The sequence below is a fragment of the Chamaesiphon minutus PCC 6605 genome (genome assembly GCF_000317145.1).
GTDB classification, from domain to species: Bacteria; Cyanobacteriota; Cyanobacteriia; order Cyanobacteriales; family Chamaesiphonaceae; genus Chamaesiphon; species Chamaesiphon minutus.
The window spans coordinates 2,685,785-2,704,437 of sequence record NC_019697.1 but is presented as its reverse complement, the minus strand read 5'-3'; the positions used below and the strand labels follow the sequence as shown (position 1 = coordinate 2,704,437).

Below are 18,653 nucleotides of genomic sequence, written 5' to 3'. Positions count from 1 at the left end.
ATGATTGACAAGCCATATCATTTTCGATCCCAATCTTATCGCACGCCTCAAAGATCTCAACTGGTTTCTATAGTTCTGTTCTCAACACCTTTTCAGCTTCCAACGGTTTGAGGCTGCCGAGCAGATTGGGTCGAACTGGATGGTTGCCATCGGTAGCTTCTGGATTGAAGGTTTTGGTACCGATCGGAATACACATCGGCGTTCCGGCGATCGGATCGGGATAGATCTGACATTTGAGGTTAAATACCGCCTCGACCAGTTCTGCTGTGACGATCTCGGCTGGGGTGCCTGCGGCAAATACACGTCCGGCTTTAATGGCAACTAAATAATCGGCATAACGACAGGCTCGATCGAGATCGTGCAATACCATCACGATCGTCCGTCCTTGGTGCTGATTGAGTCGGTAGAGCAGATCCAAAACTTCCATTTGATGGGCGAGATCGAGAAATGTGGTCGGCTCGTCTAGTAACAAAATTTTGGTATTTTGAGCCAGGGACATGGCAATCCAGGCGCGCTGTCTTTGACCGCCAGAGAGGGTATCGAGGGGGCGATCGCTCAGGGCTGTTAAGTCGGTCATTTCCAAGGCTTCGCGGACGATTTGACGGTCTTGGATCGACCATTGTTGCCGCCAATCTTGATAGGGATAACGACCTTGGGACACCAAATCTTTGACGGTTAAACCTTCAGGGGAGATCGGACTTTGCGGTAATAATCCCAATTGGCGGGCGACGCTTTTGGTCGATCCGGCGAGGATCGATTTACCATCGAGATATACCCCGCCGCTAGTCGGTTTGAGCAATCTTGCCAACCCTTTGAGTAAGGTCGATTTGCCGCAGCCATTCGACCCCACTAATACAGTAATTTTTTCGGCAGGAATCGTTAAGGATAAATCGTGAATAATCGCGTTCCCTTGGTAAGCCAGGGATAGATCTTGAGCGACGAGTTCTAGCATTGGCGGTAGCGATTTTGAATCAGTAAATAGAGGAAAAACGGCGCGCCGATCGCGGCGATGACGACACCACAGGGCAACTCGATCGGGGCAAAGATCGTGCGCCCGATCGTATCGGCGATCGTTACTAAAATGCCCCCGATGAGGGCGGTGACTGGTAAAATCTGGCGATAATTGCCCCCGACGAGTTGGCGGGCGATGTGGGGGGCAATCAGTCCGACAAACCCGATCGATCCAGCGGTAGCCACTGCCGAGCCAGCTAACGCCACGGCGACGATAACGAGCTGGGCGCGTTGCCAGCTTACGCGACTCCCCAATCCAGCGGCGATCTCATCGCCCAAGTTGAGGACATTTAACTCTCGCGTTAGTCCCAATGCCAGGGCAGTACCAACCAGCGTCCACGGCAACAAGGCGAATAAATCCGACCAGGTGCGAGCGTAGACGCTGCCAGCCAGCCAGACTAAAGCTTGGCTGACTTGGTAAATAGAACCCAAGGAAATCATTAAACTCGTGCAGGCACTAGCGATCGCCGATAAGCCAATGCCCAGCAAAATTAATAACATCGGTGAATTTTTCCCGGTTCCTGCCAAACTATAGATCGAGGCTGCCATCAATAATGCCCCGAAAAATGCGGCGATCGGTAGGACAACAACTGGGGCATCGGGCAATAACACGATCGTCGTAACTGCTGCCAAACTCGCGCCTGCATTGATGCCGATGATGCTCGGATCGGCAAGGGGATTGCGGGTTAAGCCTTGAAAAATCGCCCCCGAAATCGCCAATGCGACACCGACTAAAAAGGCGACTAAGGTACGGGGCAATCTCAAGGTTTGAATCACAAATGGTAGATCGGGATTGCCTGTATCGATTCCCAGCAGAGTTGCGACAAGATTGCCGATCGCGATCGGGTACTCACCTTGCCCGACACTGACGACGATCGCTACCAAGCTCAATCCCCCTAAGATGGGGACGATTGGCAATTGCTGCCGATCGGGGCGTGACTCTGGTAACGGCGGGCGAATGGCTAACCAGTTTTTCATGCGCGGATTTTCGTTTTGGCGAGATAGACAAATACTGGCGCGCCGACAAGTGCCGTCATTACGCCGACTGGTAGTTCTTGGGGCTGAATTAATAGTCTGGCAGCGATATCGGCAACTAACAGGAGAATCGCACCGTAGACTGCCGAGTAGGGCAAAATCCAACGGTAATCGGTTTTGATAAAAAATCGCACGCCGTGGGGGACGACTAGCCCCACAAACCCGATCGGCCCAGCGATCGCCACGGCACTACCTGCGAGTAACACCACACTCGTTACCGTTAACAGCTTAATCGTTAGGGTGTTCTGTCCCAAACTGGTGGCAACGTCTTCGCCTAAGCTCAGGGTGGCGATTTGGCTACTGAGGGCAAACGCCAGGATTAACCCCACGATCAGCAGTGGTAATACCTGTAAAAATAGGTTGAAATCTCGCCCTACCAAGGAACCTGCCAGCCAGAAGCGAAGTTCTTCTAAGCTACTCTGGCTGACGATCAGGATGCTGGTAGTGACGGCGGCGATAAATGCGGCGATCGCGGCTCCAGCGATCGTCAGGTTGAGCGGGGTGACTCCCCCAGGGCCGAGGGATGCGAAGATGTAGACGAAGATCGCCGCGATGCCTGCACCCACAAAAGCTGCCCCGGCATAGTCTGAAGGGGTACTACCGAACAGGTAGGATGTACCGACTACCGCCAGGGCACCCCCAGCTTCGATGCCTAAGATGCCAGTTTCGGCAAGGGGGTTTCGGGTTAAGCCTTGAATCGCCGCCCCCGATACAGCCAGCGCGGCACCGACAGCCATTGCCATCAGCGATCTGGGCAATCTGACTGTTTGAATAATCAGATGCTCGAAGGAATTATCGAACTGGGTAAAGGAGTCGAAGATAACTGCTAGCGAAATGTCTCTAGTGCCTAAAGTAATGCTGTAAAGCGCACAACCGATCGCCACCAACACACCTAGCCCTAGCCCGAATAGTGGTGAGGGTTTCAGATATTTAGACAACCTCGCAACAGTGGGGTCGAGCATAAATACTTGCTAAAGTTAATCATTTAATCTTACTAACTATTAGTAATAATTTGCAATGGTATTTTCGGCGGATCTAGCTCTTATTGCTAGTTCTCAACAGTTAATCTCTCCGATCTGGCCTTTGAAAGTCGATGTTTGAACGCTAACTGCTGCCGTCACAGCAAAAAAGACACGGTCTAAGTATGTGATAAAAGTCTGGCAGGGGATAGACAATACAGATATCGCTCGTGTACAATCTAGACTTTGTTGATAATAGTTCTTATTTGAAATGTGCGATCGTACTCCCAGTGGTAAGTATCGTTTCTGTCAACAGCTATGCCTACAGCAGATCTGTCTGGCGTTTGCTGCCGTAATGGGGACTCTAGATTTGCAGGTCGATCGAGTGTTATAGAGACGTTAATTATGTCTGAGATCCATACTGTCCGGGCAATTCATGAATTGTCCCTACTCAAAAATTGTACTAAAAGTTTTTGGAGCATTGTCATAATCTTCACAATTTAGTTGCAAGTAAATATCAATAAATGTAAGATTTTACTTAGTATTTTAAAAATATAACTACTACATTCTTCGAGCGATACATATCGGTTTCGGGGAGCGGTTTCGCGCGTTTGCATATCGATCGGGCTGGCCTGCAATGGGTTTGCGTGTTGGCATACTTCGACTTCGCCGATCGCAAGTAGCCTCTAGCCAGAAAATCGTTTGCGGAAATAGATAAATCGAAATCATTGAAGTATCTAAAAAAATATTACATCCGATGTCTAATCAAAAAACCATGAATCTCGCTCTATCGCGCCAAAAAATCTTCACCACTGGTGCATTTTTGCCACTGTGCTTTGTAATTAACATTTTGGCGATCGCGATTTCCATTCCCGCTCATGCGCGCTCAGTTATTGAGAATAATTCTGATTCAGGGCAGCCTTCTGTATCGGCAGCAAATCGCCCCGCGACGCGCAAGTTATTGGCACAAGCCGCTACAGTCAAAATTACGGGCATAACAGTCAGTACCACCGCCAAAGGGATCGAAATTCGCTTAGAATCGCCTACAGCAACTATCCCCCAACCAGCCAGCCAAAACTCGAATGTCACAGTTTCCTACGACATTCCCAACGCCACCCTTGCTTTACCCAATGCGATCGAATATCGGGCGGTTAATCCCGATCGCGGCATTGCCGAAATCTCTGTCGTCCAAGTTACCCCCACATCCGTCCGGGTCAGCATTACCGGGAAGGAAGCATTGCCAGAGATTACCGTCGCCACAGGTACCGATAGCTTAGTATTTAGTGCGGTACCCACGAATGTCTCGGCGGCTAGCGAGGAGATCGAGATTATTGTCAAAGGCAAACGCAAAGTTGGATATTTTATCCCCAATGCGTCGAGTGCCACGGGGACGAATACACCAATTTTAGAAACACCATTTTCGGTACAGATTATCCCACCCGAATTAATTCGCGACAGGCAGGCGACTCAAGTTAAAGAAACCCTCGCCAATGTCAGTGGCGTAATTTTTAATGGTGACGGTCAATCGCGCGGTGGCGAACAGTTAATCATTCGTGGGTTTTCGGGTGGTGCGATCGTGCGGAATGGCTTCAGGCGGGGAGATATTGATGGCGTCACGCCACCGACGACCGATATTGCTACCGCAGAACGGATCGAAGTCCTCAAAGGTCCAGCGTCCATTCTCTCTGGAGCGATCGAACCTGGCGGCTTGATTAACCTAATTACGAAAAAACCCCTCAAAGATCCATTTCGGGAAGTAGAAATACTGCTTGGCAGTCGCAATTCTACTCGCGCTCGATTCGATCTTTCCGATCGCCTCACTCCCGATGGCAGTATTCTCGGTCGCATCAATGGGGTATTTGAAACTGGCAACAGCGTGCGCGATCTGACTACCAGCAATCGTAAGATTGTGTTTGCACCTACCGTCACCGGAAAAATTGGCGAGAATACCGATTTAAATGTATCGCTCGAATACATCAATGGTAGACGTGGAGCAGATTTTGGGTTGCCCGCAGTCGGGAATAAAGTCGCTGATGTGCCGATTAATCGCATCATTAGCGAACCAGACGATACCGTTACCAATACTGCCATCCAGATCGGATATAACCTCGAACATCGCTTCACTCCGCAACTCAAGCTCAAAAATAGCTTTCAGTATTCATCCTATCAATTTGACTTTGGCGTAGTTGCCTTACCGACATTTAACGATACCCTCAATGCTGTCGTTCGCTTCCCCGCCAACCAAACCGCCTTACTCAAAGACTATACCTTTCAAACTAACTTAATTAGCGAATTTAAAACGGGTTCTGTCAGCCATACGCTGCTAGCTGGGGTCGATTATATCCGCCGAGATAGTCGCACTAGCAATAGCCTCGATCCCACCCCTAGTATTCTGGATTTATTCAATCCCACCTATGGATTGGTCAAACCCAGCCAAGCCGCCCTCGCGCCCTTTACCGACAATCTCGTCCTTTCCGATAGTTATGGAGCCTATATCCAAGACCAAATCGGTCTAACCGATAGCCTCAAACTCCTCGCCAGCCTTCGCTACGATACCATTTCCCAAAATAATAACGATTTACTCGCAGCTACCAACACTGCCAGTACCGCTAGCGCATTAACTCCCCGCGTGGGTTTGGTATACAAAATCATTCCTAACGTCTCGCTCTACGGTAGCTACTCTCAATCCTTTAAACCCAACACCGACCTCAACGCCGCCGGACAAGTGCTAGAACCCCAACGCGGTCAAGGTTATGAGTTTGGGGTCAAATCCGAACTATTCGATGGCAAAGTATTAGCGACACTAGCGTACTTCGATATTACCAAGAATAATGTTGCCGTCCCCGATCCTAACAGTAGCTTCGGTTCGATCGCCTCCGGTCAGCAGCGCAGCCAAGGAATCGAAGTCGATATCTCTGGCGAGATCTCTCCTGGCTGGAAACTAATCGCCACCTATGCCAATACTAATGGGCGAATCACTGCCGATAGCGATCCCGCGCTCATCGGCAATAAGCTCTATGGCGTACCCGAAAATGCGGCGAGTTTATGGACTACCTATGAGTTTCTGCAAGGCGGCTTGAAAGGATTCGGTCTCGGTGCGGGGTTAAATTTTGTCGGCGAACGTCAAGGCGATTTGGCTAATAGTTATACTGCGGATAGTTATGTAACTCTCAATGCCGCACTCTTTTATAAGTCAGAAGATTGGCGATTTGGGTTGGCATTCAAAAATATCGGCGATGTCAAGTACGTCGAAACTCTAGGCAACCGTCGCGGTTCTGCCAATTTTTACGGCGATCCCTTTACTATTCAAGCAACAGCTTCTTGGCAGTTTTAAAAATTAGCTCCCAGCAGTCAAAGTTTGAGCGTAAACCGAGACTGGCTGTTGGCAATTTGTATTTTTGGAATGAGTCTAGAGAAATAGAGATTACAACTAGAAAAGTAATAAATATGATAGCTAGTAATTTTCAGCGGCGAGTAACACCATTAAATAAAATCGATCTAGAGCGGATCGATGCAGACAATTCACGCGAGTATGAAGACTTCCCAGCAACTTTTGATGTATTGGGGCCGATGCTACATTCTTTATTTCAAGAACATTGGCAAGAATTGGGATTAGGTCATATCGTTAATGGTAGCGTCTTAGAGTTAGAATTTGAGACTGCGCCCAAGGCTTGCTGGATGTATGATGGCTATCTGACGGTAATTGCCCCAGGCTGGCACATGCACCTGTGCATCGGCGAAAATCAAGGCGGCCCAGAGCGCACCAATTCTCCAGCAATACGTCAAGCCAGACAAGTCAGTCGAGCGGCATTATATCGACAATTAAACGATCGAGGAAAGCCCCAAAGTTGGGGCATTCAGTTCTGGAATGGAGACGGCGAAAAGATGATGACTATCTTCTTGCCCAATCCTTTTTTGGGTGAAGGTGAAGACTTTTTGCCGGAGCATCAACCCGATCTCACTAAACTAGCAGTGTACGAAAATCTACGCCAGATTTATGTATTGGGGACGATGGATATCCCCTATGAAACCAATCCTTTAACTCGTCCTTATATTTCTGTCTGTCGATCGAGTCGGTGTAATAATGGGCGCGATTGGCAATCGGTTTATGATGCGATCGCCTTAGAATTAAAAGCTGCTAATCTGAGTGTAGATTTAACTGCTGCTGGCTGTCTGCAAGTCTGTAAAATGGGGCCGATTGTCTTCTATTCTGGTGACGATCGCGATCGCGAGCATACTTGGTATACACGAGTAACTCCAGATGTTGCCAAAGAAATTGTCACTCAACACTTAGGCAAAAATCAGAAAATAACCAAGCATTTATATCCCCAAGCTTCGCAGGGTTAAAATTCGATTACCTCCGGTACGCTTAATCAAGAGTTTAAGTAAAAGTCCATGTGCAGGATGAGGATAAAATATAGATGTCGCTACATTTTATCCTATTTAGTAAAGAGAACCGATCGCACCAACCGAGCCTAAATATCTAAATCCATCAGCCCTAATTTCGGCCCATAGGTTTCGATAAATTCGCGGCGCGGTGCCACGCGATCGCCCATTAAAATGGTAAAGATCCGATCGGCTTCAGCAGCATCTTGAATCTCTACACGTTTGAGTGTACGAGTTTCTCGATCCATTGTAGTTTCCCACAACTGTTGGGGCATCATTTCTCCCAAACCTTTGAATCGCTGAATTGTATAGTTGGCGTTGGCCGGAAATTCAGCAATTTTCTGTTGCAATTCGCGTTCGCTATAGCAATAGTAGTGATTGCGTCCGCGCTCTAATTTATAGAGCGGCGGACAAGCGATATAGACGTACCCTTCATCGATCAGCGATCGCTGGTAACGATAAAAGAATGTCAACAACAGCGTCCGAATGTGGGCACCATCGACGTCGGCATCTGTCATCAAACAAATCCGGTGATAACGCAATTGTTCTGATTTAAAATCTTCACCTTTGACACCCAAACCTAATGCCGTAATTAGAGCTTGAATTTCAGTATTTTTATAAATCTTCGCGTCGTCGGTTTTTTCGATGTTTAAAATCTTACCGCGCAGGGGTAAAATTGCCTGAAAACGCCTGTCTCTGCCTTGTTTTGCAGAACCACCTGCCGAATCTCCTTCTACGATAAAAATCTCGGATTCACTAGGATCTTTTGAGCTGCAATCTGCTAATTTACCAGGCAAAGTTGAAGACTCTAATACCGATTTCCGGCGAACTAATTCCTTCGCACGTCTGGCTGCTTCTGCGGCATTAAAAGCTTGAATTGCTTTGTCTAAAATAGCGTCGGCAATATTCGGACGAAACTCTAAATATTCAGTCAGAGCTTCAGAGACGATCGAGTCTACAATTTTGCGGACTTCGGTATTTCCGAGCTTAGTTTTAGTCTGCCCTTCAAACTCTGGATTGGGAACTTTAACAGATACGATCGCGGTTAAACCTTCGCGAATATTTTCACCGCCGAGATTGGCATCTCCTTCTTTAAGTTTATTCCGTTTGCGCGCGATCGAGTTCATGGTACGGGTCAATACCACTTTCAATCCATCTAAATGCGTCCCCCCATCGATCGTCCGAATATTATTAGCAAATCCCAAAATATTATCCGAATAAGCATCAACACACCACTGAAGTGCGACTTCAACTTGGACTTTATCTTGCTCTTGGCTGATGTAAATTATTTCTTCATGCAGCGGCTGCTTATTTTCGTTTAGATAGGAAACATATTCCCGAATCCCACCCTCAAAATAATAATTTTCGACCTTGGGTTCGTCAGTACCTAATAGTTCCAATCGGTAGTCACTAAAACTAATCCGAATGCCAGCATTGAGATAGGCTAACTCTTTAAATCGACTGGCTAATGTTGCAAAGTCAAATTCAGTCGATTCTTTGAAGATCTCTGGATCTGGTTGAAAAGTTACCGTCGTCCCCGTCCGATTTTCTGGACTTGGCATTACTTCCAATCCAGAGACGGCAAAACCCTTCTCAAACCGCTGGGTATGAATTTTCTGATTCCGCCAGACCTTAACTTCTACATGCGACGAGAGCGCGTTTACCACCGAGATCCCGACTCCATGCAAACCACCAGAGACGGTATAACCCCCATCCCCAAATTTCCCCCCAGCGTGGAGTACTGTTAATACTGTCTCGATGGTCGATTTACCAGTCTGCGGGTTGATCCCAGCGGGAATCCCCCGTCCGTCATCGATGACAGTCACCGAACCATTGGCGTTAATCGAGATATCGATATTCTTGCAATGACCAGCCAGTGCTTCATCGATCGAGTTATCCGCAACCTCATATACTAAATGATGGAGTCCTTTTGGCCCTGTCGAACCGATATACATCCCCGGTCGGACGCGGACTGCTTCTAGTCCCTCCAATACCCGAATGTTGTCGTCACCATAATCACTGGTCATAAACGATACTCCAATAATGAGTCACAAGCCGCTTTTGGCTCTATTGATGAGAAATCACTCCAAAATTATAACACAAATAGGCTATAGACGAATCTAGATAGTTTTGGGAATATTTTTGAGAGTCAGACGATCTATATTTATTCTGCTGTTTTCGATCGATTCGGTCGGTTACGAGGAGCTACCTTGTAAACATGAGTCGGCTGGGCTGCGTTTTTGATGGGTTTATCCCTTGGTGCTTAGTCGGCAATCGCCCTGAAATAAATTGTTTCGTTCCGAAAGGCTACGCCAACGGGCTAAGAGCAAAAGTTCACTGAAGTGAACTAAGGAATTTTCATTCCGCCCTCCCTTTTCCATGTAAGAGCTAGGGTGAAAATCCCCTCCTCGGAGCGACGCATCGAACGGGAGGTTCCCTCCCGTTTGTGTGCGTCAAGACAGGGGTGCCCGTAGGGCTGCTGGTCGGGTGACCCGCCCAGTGGGGTGGGTAGATCTCCGCAACACCCCCAACACACTCATATATATATGCCATAGCAACTAAGAAGGATGAAGGTCGTTTTCCTGAGATTTACGACGTAATAAATCCCGCTACAGTAATCGAACCATTGGTATTAATCGCAATATCGATATTCTTGCAATGACCCGCTAGTGCTTCCTCGATCGAGTTGTCTACAACCTCATATACTAAGTGATGCAGACCTCTCAATCCTGTCGAACCGATATACAATACATCCCCCATGCTGATAGTTATTTGTGGTGCGACAGCCACGGGAAAATCAGGACTCGCGATCGCGATCGCCCAACGGCTCAATGCTGAGATAATTAGTGCAGACTCGCGCCAAATTTATCGAGAATTCGATATCGCCACGGCGAAGGTATCTAGTAGCGAGTTGGCGTTGGTGCCGCATCACCTAGTTAGTACATACGATCCTAATTGTACCGTAACGGCTGCCCAATATCAAACACAGGCGCAGGCACTAATTGACAAATTTCAGGTGCGGGGAATGACACCGCTGCTGGTGGGGGGTACGGGACTATATATTAAGTCGGTGGTGAAGGGGATGAAAATTCCGCGCGTACCGCCGCAGATGGATTTACGATCGCAATTAACTAATCTAGGACAGGGGCAATGTTACCAGATTTTGCAACATCTCGATCGCGAGGCGACGATGAAAATCCATGCTAATGATGCAATTCGGACGATTCGCGCGTTAGAAGTTTATTATGTGACGGGACAGACGATTTCTAGCCAGCAGGGTGAATATCCGCCGAGCTATCCGATTCTTCAGATTGGTTTGGATTGTGAAAGTTTGGATGTTTTGACGCACCGCATCAAACAGCGTACTCAACAGATGCTCGAATTGGGTTGGGAAGATGAGGTGAAATATTTGGGGACAAAATATGGGTGGGATTTACCGTTGTTGGATACATTGGGGTATGCGGAGATGCGCCAATATATTCAAGGTGAGATTAGTTTAGCAGAGGCGATCGATCTGACGATCGTGCATACGCGTCAATTTGCCAAACGCCAGCGGACTTGGTTTGCTTCGATTCCCGAAATTGAGTGGTTCGACAGTAACGATCCGATTTTACTCGATCGAGTGTGGGCGCGAGTACAACAGTTTTGCAAAACAGTTTAACTGCGAGTTTATTTTAAAATAATTATCCCCACGATTGGACTGGTAATGATAATTATCAGCATTATATAAAAAGCTACCTCTTTCGGATCGTTTTCATCGATCGTGAGGATATTTTTGTATATAAGATACCAAGGTTTAGTAGTTTTTTTGATAATCTGATATTTGCCCAAATAATTATCGATCGCAATTACTTCGCCATGCGAATACTGTTTGGCAACATAAGCATCATTCCATTTTAAAGATTCTTTAATCGCATACAGCGGCGGAAAATCTAGTTTTTTGGAAACAGAAGCCCGATTGATTCTAAAGCCTGGATATTCAGCTTTGAGACGTTCTTGAAGGTATCGATCGTTACATTCGTAGCCAAAACTTCTCACCTGTTGCAACTTAGACGAGCCATAAGTATAAATCCACGTATCTTTATCTATGTTGAGAGCGAGTAGATTATCGGTAGAAGATCGATCGAGTGAATTTTCATTCATGATTAATTTCTTACTGGCGATGTTCGCGATCTTAACTGAATGCAACATCTTGTGTTCTTAGAGCCAAATTGAGAGCTAGAATAGAGATCTCCCCGCTAGCGTCAACTAACGAGGAGATTCGGTGGTTTGAGAACCACCGATAGACAAAAACATCTATTATCATTATGACTCAATCTAACGAACCAAACGATAGACGGATCGATCGTCAACTACGAACCATCAACCGTCGAGTTAATCGCCTAGAGGATACTCAAGTGACTTGGGGCGAACTAAATGTCGAATTCGATCGCCTCTATGATGAGATAGATGAGGTGAAGATCGAAATGACTCAACTGAAAACGGAGATGAATCAACGATTTGACAGCCTCAGTACTGAGTTGAATGGCAAGATAGACATCATCTTGCGTCACATTACCGCATCAGGTAATTCGTAAAGTCGAATTCATATTTGTTGCAATCTGCATTCAGCTTTCGGGCTGAATGCTAATTTCCGGTGCTTTCTCAGAGCTAGGTACAAACAGAAGATCGAACGTGAGTTTTTGCTTGGAAGTAGCTAGAATTAACTTGCCAAGCGAATGCCACTAAATTGCCAACGTGCTGAAGGTGGAAAAAAGTTGCGATAAGTGGGGCGAATATGATCGGCAGAAGTTACACAAGAACCGCCGCGTAAGACCATTTGATTGCACATAAATTTACCATTATATTCACCGATCGCGCCTTCGGCAATTTGAAAACCAGGATAAGGTAAATAGGCACTTTGCGTCCATTCCCAGACATCGCCAAAGAATTGATAATTGCGATTAGTTGTAGGAGTTGGGTGTAAAAGATCGCTATCTAAAAAGTTGCCAGCTTGGGGCATACTTACAGTGGCAATTTCCCATTCTGCTTCGGTAGGCAGTCGTTTACCTCGCCAAGTTGCATAGGCATCGGCTTCGTAGAAACTTACATGACAAACTGGCTCATTTAGATCCAATTGTTTCAAGCCGCCGAGTGTCATCACCCACCACTCACCATCGATTTGTTCCCAATAGAGGGGACATCGCCATTGCTGAGATTGGACGGTCATCCAGCCTTCAGCCAGCCAATATTTTGATTCTAGATAACCACCTGCTTGCATAAATTCTAGATATTCACCATTGGTAACCAAACGATTGGCTAATTGATAATCTTGCAGATATGTTTGGTGGCGGGGGGATTCATTATCGAAGGCGAAATCATCACCTAAATGTCCGATACCATACACACCACCAGGATATTTTAGCCACTCCAAAGGTTGCAAATCTGCTGCGGGATGTGATGGTAAATCGTCACGATAGACAGGGTGGAGAGGATTGAGGGCGAGGATATGTTTGATATCGGTGAGTAGTAGTTCTTGATGCTGTTGCTCGTGATGTAGCCCTAAGATAACCAGATTTGCGAAGTCGGTATCTACAGCGGTGGATGACAATAGCTTGCTCATCGATCGATCGACATGCGCCCGATACCGATAGACTTCGGATACTGTCGGACGAGAGAGCAGTCCGCGTTGGTTGCGGGGATGGCGCGCGCCGACGGCTTCATAGTAAGAGTTAAATAGATAACCAAATTGCGGATCGAAGACGGTATATCCTGGCAAATGCGGTGATAGCAAGAAGGTTTCAAAGAACCAGGTGGTGTGTGCTAGATGCCATTTGGGCGGACTCACATCCGGCATACTTTGGATCGTATAATCTTCTATGGCTAACGGGCGACAAATTTTTTCGCTAATTTGTCGAACTTGGCGATAGCGATTGTCTAGATCGGAGGCTGGATCGATGTGGCAAAAGTTGGGCGAGGTAGTAACAATAGACAGCATAATTTGTTGATAAAGTAAAAGTGTTATTAATTTATATATTTGAGACGATCGTCATTAATTTGACAGAGCGTAGCCCCAACGGGTTGGCTAGCACACCAATGAGAATGGCTCAATAGCGAATATCTGCACTCGAACATCGGCTAGATTTGAGTATTCAACCACGATCCGAGATTTAATTTTTCACAGCAAACACTGCACAAATCTCCGACCCTGAGATAGTAACAACGACGTGCGTCTGTAAAATAGCAACTACCATATGCCGAAATTTAAGTTTATTTCTTCTCGTATTTTTACACTTTCGATCTTGTTTTTGGTACCGATTATCGCCACAATCGCGATTAACTTGCGATCGGTAGCAACTCCAGATCCGTTGGCGCAGCCTCCCGAAACGGAAATCGCCCAAAGAATTACCTCTCCAGGTTTGACCACACCCATCGGCGTGCCTTCGCCAACGCCAATCCCCATCCCGATATCAACGCCAACGCCAAACCCCAGCGAATCTCCCCTGCCGATTCCCGTCCCCCCGCCCAAAAATCCACTACCTAGCGGGACCCAACCGACGGCGACACCTCTCCCTACGCCAACAACCACTCCCCAGCCCACGCCTGGTAGTGTGCCCCAAACCCCAATTAACCACACCAATAGGGCACTTACACCTGGAGAAAGAGATAAAATTGCCGCTTATCTGAGCAGTCGCAGTCTCAGTCCGAGTTCGCCCGTCAATCCCGTTATTGACACTCGCTTCATTCTCCACGACACTTCCGTCATCATGGCTGCGAGTACGCTCGAACGCGAACGTTACCTAGGACGCGGCCCCTTGGGATTGGGCGTTAATGCCTTTTTTCCACGCGAAAAAGCCGTAGTTTTGACGCGTCCCAATTTTTACGAACCCCGCCGCCCGACGACGACTGAATTTGAAAAAGCTAGCGATATTCTGCCCAAACCCGAACGCGAGCGGCTGCTCCGACAGGTCTGGCGCGCGACTAATGAAAATGCCCGTCGCCAAGCTCTCGATACCGCGCTGGCCAATCTAAACCTGAGTTCGGGTGAAATTGCCTCAGAGCAAAAAGAAGCGCGCGGCAAATTAGCCGCAGCCAGCGGACGGATCTATACCACCGCCACCTGGTCGGTAGAATCGATTTGTACCCGCTTTAATAGCGGCGATCGATCTGTAACTACTCCCAGCCAAGAAGCCAGCCTCAGCAGTGCCTGTGCGCCACTGACAAACTATTTTAATATTCGCAATACCCGTGTCAAATCGAGTGTAGCTGCCGAAATCGTCCAGGTTGGTGCTCGTTCCGAACGCGGCAATCAAAATACCTGTAGTGCGAGAAATCCCAATATTGCCACCCTTCCCAATCCCCCCTACTCCGAAAATCAGTATAACTCCACCGCCGCGATCTATCTGCGATCGACTCTCGCCGCTGGCAAATTCCCCCAACTGACGACTCACTTTATTCTCGATACCTTCGATCCAGAGGGGCATTGCGATCCGCGCTGTTTCAATCTCAACAAGCTCTACGATTCGATCTCATCAACCATGGGACACGCCAAAGGTAGCAGTTATGGAATTACCCCCAGTTATGGGACACGATCGGGTACTAATAATATCTGGTGGAACGATCGCATCTGTCATGGTTCGGCACCTTAACGAGTGTCGCTAGAGTAACGAGTGGACAAATCAAATCCCAAATTGTAGGGTGTGCGATCCCGCAGGGTAACGCACCAAGCAGCGAGACTACTGTAAAATCTTTCCAGCGATATTAGAGAGAATATGGACCCCCAATTAATTGTAAATGGCATTGCCCTGGGTAGTATTATCGCCCTGGGTGCAGTCGGTTTGACCTTGACGTATGGAATTTTGCGCCTGTCAAACTTTGCCCATGGTGACTATATGACTTTTGGGGCATTTATTGCCTGGATGCTCAACAAGAGTCCGATCCCGGTATTGAATAATATCTGGGTATCGATGGTTGTCGGGATCTTCGCAACTGTCGGGGTCGCATTGCTCGCCGAAGCTCTCTTGTGGAAACGAATGCGCCGCGTTCGCGCTACTGCTACTACATTGGTAATTATTTCGATCGGGTTGGCGTTATTCCTCCGCAATGGTATCCTCCTCTTTTTCGGTGGCGATGCCAAACGCTACAACTTACCAGTAAGTGAAGCGATCGATCTATTTGGAATTAAAATTAAGTTCTATAATTTGGTCGTATTAGGATTAGCAATCGTTGCGATCGCTGGCTTGCATTTCCTATTACAAAATACCAAAATTGGTAAAGCCATGCGTGCTGTAGCCGACGATATCGATCTGGCGCGCGTGACAGGAATTAATGTCGAAGAAGTCGTCCTGTGGACGTGGATTATCGCTGCTAGTTTGACTGGATTGGGCGGTCAAATGTATGGATTAGTTACCAATGTGCGTCCGGATATGGGTTGGTTTCTAATTATGCCGATGTTTGCTGCTGTTACATTAGGCGGAATTGGCAACCCTTACGGCGCGATCGCAGGTGCCTTTATTATCGGCATCGCTCAAGAAGTTTCGGTTCCAATTGTCGGATCTCAATACAAACTCGCGATCGCGCTAATTTTAATGGTATTAACCTTACTATTCCGTCCCCAAGGCTTATTTAAAGGTACCGCTTAAATTAATTGATAATTTATAATCGATAATTATCAATTAATTTACAGCCTTAGCAAAATACCGTGCGATTTGCAATCGCTAGCTAAAAACTGGGATGCTCCGGATAACGACTAAATTAAGTAAGTTGGAACGATCTTTTCAACTACTAGAATTACCTGAGATCCTGATGGTGGGCAGTGCCCACCCTACTTTATTCCCAAAACCTAAATCTAGGGTTCGTTGCCAGACGTACCCCGCATTCTTCACAAAAACGATCGGTTACAGCGATCTTGTCCCCATATTGATGACAGTTCATAGATATTCAGTTGCGATCTTCTTGTCAATTTTACAGGAGGCGGGGAGCGGGGAGCGGGGAGCGAGGAAGAGAGATAATTATGTTGCACGAGCAAAGATCGTGCATCAAACCAGCAACACCCAATCCCCAATCCAAAATCCTTATCTACTCGCCTTCTCCTGACTTAATACTCCGAGATTCTAGCCAGAGCGGAATAGTAATAAACCCAATCGCGATTAACAGAGCTAAGATGGCGAACTTACTCACCCACTCTAGCAACTGTTCGAGCGAGACTACCTTGCCTACAAAAAAGGCCAGTGTCGTCATCACACTCGCCCAAGTCACAGCACCAGCAAAATTAACAGCCAAAAACTTACCTAAAGGCATCTCAACTACACCTGCCATCGGACTCGAAAAGATCCGCAGGATGGCAATAAATCGCCCGAAGAAGACGGCTTTAACAGCATTGTCACTAAATTTGGTCTTCATCTCTTCCAACTGGATTTTTTGGATGCGGAAGAGTTTTGCGCCAGCAACGATCGGTTTCCAGCCGCCAGACTTACCGACGAAGTAGCCGCAGAAATAACTGAGGATTTGAGATTAGGATATGTCAATTCGATCGCAATCTGGGCATGAGATCTACCGGATCGACGTCATATCTCAATAGATCTAATTTTGAGGATTGCTGTTAGCAAATTGTCTGCCAGTGGAAATACTAGCACAAGGCGTTACTCACGATGTGTTTGAATTCACCACTGTTGAGTAATCGAGATCGCACTCATACATCGGGATCTGGCTCTATGTTGAAAGGACGATCTGCTGAAAGTTGCTAGCTGCAATTGCCCTCGCCAACTGGAGCGGATCGTTCGATCGGATAAATTTGGAGATATTGGAGATATCTAAATGTCCCTAGCTGGCTATTTATCAGAGTGTTCTTTGCCTGAAATTTTTAATTTCGTCCGCGAAGGTAGCAAAACGGGATTGTTATCGATCGAGTCAGATCGGCGATCGAGTTGCTGCTGCTAATTACAATTAATTTATCCAGTAATTATAATTTCACGCGATCGCCTAATATTTAGTGTCTTTTCTATCAGTTGAGGATGACAGGTAAATAAATTTTATTTCGATCTCGATCGAAATAAAATTTGCCCAGCGGTGTTAGAAATTGTTTTTCGGCGGGAATAATGAGATTGTAGCTAGTTTGAAGTAACCGAATATTTTCCCACTAACTGGTTGCCTTGCGGTAAATCTAGGTACTCAGATCTAGCAAATTCGATCGATTATCTATCATCTCAAACGGATTTATTGAATATGTCAGATACACTTACTAGTCGCCCAACTTTAGGTCAGTTCAGTAGCATTGTTTGTTTCAAGTCAGTCATTACTGGCATGGAAGAAGCCCTCGGCGAAAAAGCGACAGCAATCGCCTTGATTGCTGCTGGCCGAGATCGCGGCAAAAATCTAGTTAAAGAATTGGGTTTATCTGGTTCAACTCAAGATTTAAGTGTCATTGCAGCTAAGTTAAATGAAGCAATCGGTGCTAATGGTACCCACCTGACTGCTGTCGATAAAATCGTCGAAGAAGGCGATGTTATCAAAGTTTATTGCTCGGAAACTCTCTGCTCTGCGGGCGAACCTCAAGGTTCCGATCGCAAATGTACCTTCACGATGGGTGCAATTTGGGGTGCCTTGAGCGAAATCACTGGCAGGAAATTACGCGGTATTCATACCGAATCCGTCTTGCGCAGTGGTACTCACGACGTGTTTGAATTCACGTCTCTCTAGTCAATATCGATCGATCGGGATTGAACTATCAACCTAACTACATTAATTACTTAGAGGATATTATGGGCGCAAGTAAAATCGGTGGCATTTTACAGAATTTTGTTTCGGGTACTGCGGATGTTCAAGGTGCAGCCTTGGTATCCCACGATGGTTTACCACTAGCTTCTAGCCTGCCTACTGCGATGGATGAAGAACGGACTTCGGCGATGTCTGCGGCGATGCTCTCCCTCGGCGAACGCATCGGTAAAGAATTAGCCCGTGGTAACGTCGAAAAAATCATGGTTGAAGGTGCCGATGGTTATGGCATCCTCATCGGTTGCGGTGAAGATGCTGTCTTCCTAGTGTTGGCAAATCAATCTGCCAAGCAAGGACTCTTGATGCTAGATATCAAACGTGCAGTTACCGAAATCAAAGCTGCACTGAACTAGTTATCGCTAAATATCCCCATTACGACAAGTCGATTTGAGTTGTCGTATTGGTGTTTATGCCACTCTGCCCAGATCGCAGATCCCCCACATTTTGCGGGGGTTTGAGGGGATGGAGCTAAATTATTATCAATAAATCGATTGTTTGGGTCGGTAAAAA

General features: G+C 46.8%; 18 protein-coding genes. 10 read left to right on the top strand and 8 right to left on the bottom strand.

Annotated features, from left to right (window positions below; translation table 11 throughout):
• Positions 1–67: 67 nt before the first annotated feature.
• The 3 genes from CHA6605_RS12530 to CHA6605_RS12520 are packed head-to-tail and all read right to left on the bottom strand — an operon-like array spanning position 68 to position 3,008.
• Positions 68–952, bottom strand: a complete 885-nt coding sequence (locus CHA6605_RS12530; RefSeq protein ID WP_015159808.1) for an ABC transporter ATP-binding protein — start codon at positions 950–952, stop codon at positions 68–70.
• Positions 946–1,989, bottom strand: a complete 1,044-nt coding sequence (locus CHA6605_RS12525) for a FecCD family ABC transporter permease (protein WP_015159807.1) — start codon at positions 1,987–1,989, stop codon at positions 946–948. The genes CHA6605_RS12530 and CHA6605_RS12525 overlap by 7 nt, the downstream gene beginning before the upstream one ends.
• Positions 1,986–3,008, bottom strand: coding sequence for a FecCD family ABC transporter permease (locus CHA6605_RS12520; RefSeq protein WP_015159806.1), 1,023 nt, complete (start codon positions 3,006–3,008; stop codon positions 1,986–1,988). The genes CHA6605_RS12525 and CHA6605_RS12520 overlap by 4 nt, the downstream gene beginning before the upstream one ends.
• A gap of 754 nt (positions 3,009–3,762) precedes the next feature.
• Here CHA6605_RS12520 and CHA6605_RS12515 point away from each other — a divergent pair.
• Entirely contained in the window at positions 3,763–6,339 is a 2,577-nt protein-coding gene (locus CHA6605_RS12515; RefSeq protein WP_015159805.1) for a TonB-dependent siderophore receptor, read from the top strand.
• A 113-nt stretch (positions 6,340–6,452) separates the two neighbouring features.
• Entirely contained in the window at positions 6,453–7,352 is a 900-nt protein-coding gene (locus CHA6605_RS12510; protein WP_015159804.1) for a (2Fe-2S) ferredoxin domain-containing protein, read from the top strand.
• A gap of 128 nt (positions 7,353–7,480) precedes the next feature.
• On the opposite strand, the gene gyrB is transcribed toward CHA6605_RS12510, so the two are convergent.
• Positions 7,481–9,418 carry a DNA topoisomerase (ATP-hydrolyzing) subunit B gene (gene gyrB / locus CHA6605_RS12505; RefSeq protein WP_015159803.1) on the bottom strand — a complete coding sequence of 646 codons (1,938 nt, stop codon included), beginning with the start codon at positions 9,416–9,418 and terminating at the stop codon, positions 7,481–7,483.
• Positions 9,419–9,980: 562 nt separating this feature from the next.
• Positions 9,981–10,151, bottom strand: a complete 171-nt coding sequence (locus CHA6605_RS34115; RefSeq protein WP_157259974.1) for a hypothetical protein — start codon at positions 10,149–10,151, stop codon at positions 9,981–9,983.
• Here CHA6605_RS34115 and miaA point away from each other — a divergent pair.
• A complete protein-coding gene (miaA, locus tag CHA6605_RS12500; RefSeq protein ID WP_015159802.1) occupies positions 10,150–11,052 on the top strand; it encodes a tRNA (adenosine(37)-N6)-dimethylallyltransferase MiaA in 903 nt (300 codons plus the stop codon). The two genes, CHA6605_RS34115 and miaA, sit on opposite strands and share 2 nt — an antisense overlap.
• A gap of 8 nt (positions 11,053–11,060) precedes the next feature.
• On the opposite strand, the gene CHA6605_RS12495 is transcribed toward miaA, so the two are convergent.
• A complete protein-coding gene (locus CHA6605_RS12495) occupies positions 11,061–11,534 on the bottom strand; it encodes a hypothetical protein (RefSeq protein ID WP_041547986.1) in 474 nt (157 codons plus the stop codon).
• Between the two features lie 164 nt (positions 11,535–11,698).
• On the opposite strand from CHA6605_RS12495, the gene CHA6605_RS12490 reads away from it, so the two are divergent.
• On the top strand, positions 11,699–11,968 hold the full coding sequence (locus CHA6605_RS12490) for a hypothetical protein (protein ID WP_015159800.1): 270 nt from the start codon (positions 11,699–11,701) through the stop codon (positions 11,966–11,968).
• A gap of 125 nt (positions 11,969–12,093) precedes the next feature.
• On the opposite strand, the gene egtB is transcribed toward CHA6605_RS12490, so the two are convergent.
• The gene (gene egtB, locus CHA6605_RS12485; RefSeq protein ID WP_015159799.1) at positions 12,094–13,368 is read right to left on the bottom strand and encodes an ergothioneine biosynthesis protein EgtB; all 1,275 of its coding nucleotides are present in this window, start codon (positions 13,366–13,368) and stop codon (positions 12,094–12,096) included.
• Positions 13,369–13,624: 256 nt separating this feature from the next.
• Here egtB and CHA6605_RS34110 point away from each other — a divergent pair, with 256 nt between their 5' ends.
• Complete coding sequence (locus CHA6605_RS34110; protein ID WP_015159798.1) at positions 13,625–15,019, top strand: hypothetical protein; 1,395 nt, start codon at positions 13,625–13,627, stop codon at positions 15,017–15,019.
• 123 nt (positions 15,020–15,142) lie between these two features.
• Positions 15,143–16,012, top strand: coding sequence for a branched-chain amino acid ABC transporter permease (locus tag CHA6605_RS12475; protein ID WP_015159797.1), 870 nt, complete (start codon positions 15,143–15,145; stop codon positions 16,010–16,012).
• A 436-nt stretch (positions 16,013–16,448) separates the two neighbouring features.
• On the opposite strand, the gene CHA6605_RS12465 is transcribed toward CHA6605_RS12475, so the two are convergent.
• The gene (locus CHA6605_RS12465; RefSeq protein WP_232432294.1) at positions 16,449–16,823 is read right to left on the bottom strand and encodes a DedA family protein; all 375 of its coding nucleotides are present in this window, start codon (positions 16,821–16,823) and stop codon (positions 16,449–16,451) included.
• On the opposite strand from CHA6605_RS12465, the gene CHA6605_RS36185 reads away from it, so the two are divergent.
• The 4 genes from CHA6605_RS36185 to CHA6605_RS12455 all read left to right on the top strand — a co-directional run bounded on the left by CHA6605_RS36185 (position 16,791) and on the right by CHA6605_RS12455 (position 18,496).
• A complete protein-coding gene (locus CHA6605_RS36185; protein WP_269744585.1) occupies positions 16,791–16,919 on the top strand; it encodes a hypothetical protein in 129 nt (42 codons plus the stop codon). The two genes, CHA6605_RS12465 and CHA6605_RS36185, sit on opposite strands and share 33 nt — an antisense overlap.
• Before the next feature lie 267 nt (positions 16,920–17,186).
• The gene (locus CHA6605_RS36180) at positions 17,187–17,309 is read left to right on the top strand and encodes a DUF4388 domain-containing protein (RefSeq protein WP_269744584.1); all 123 of its coding nucleotides are present in this window, start codon (positions 17,187–17,189) and stop codon (positions 17,307–17,309) included.
• A gap of 285 nt (positions 17,310–17,594) precedes the next feature.
• Positions 17,595–18,068, top strand: coding sequence for a hydrocarbon binding protein (contains V4R domain) (locus tag CHA6605_RS12460; RefSeq protein ID WP_015159796.1), 474 nt, complete (start codon positions 17,595–17,597; stop codon positions 18,066–18,068).
• A 62-nt stretch (positions 18,069–18,130) separates the two neighbouring features.
• Complete coding sequence (locus tag CHA6605_RS12455; protein WP_015159795.1) at positions 18,131–18,496, top strand: roadblock/LC7 domain-containing protein; 366 nt, start codon at positions 18,131–18,133, stop codon at positions 18,494–18,496.
• The last annotated feature ends 157 nt before the right edge of the window (positions 18,497–18,653 follow it).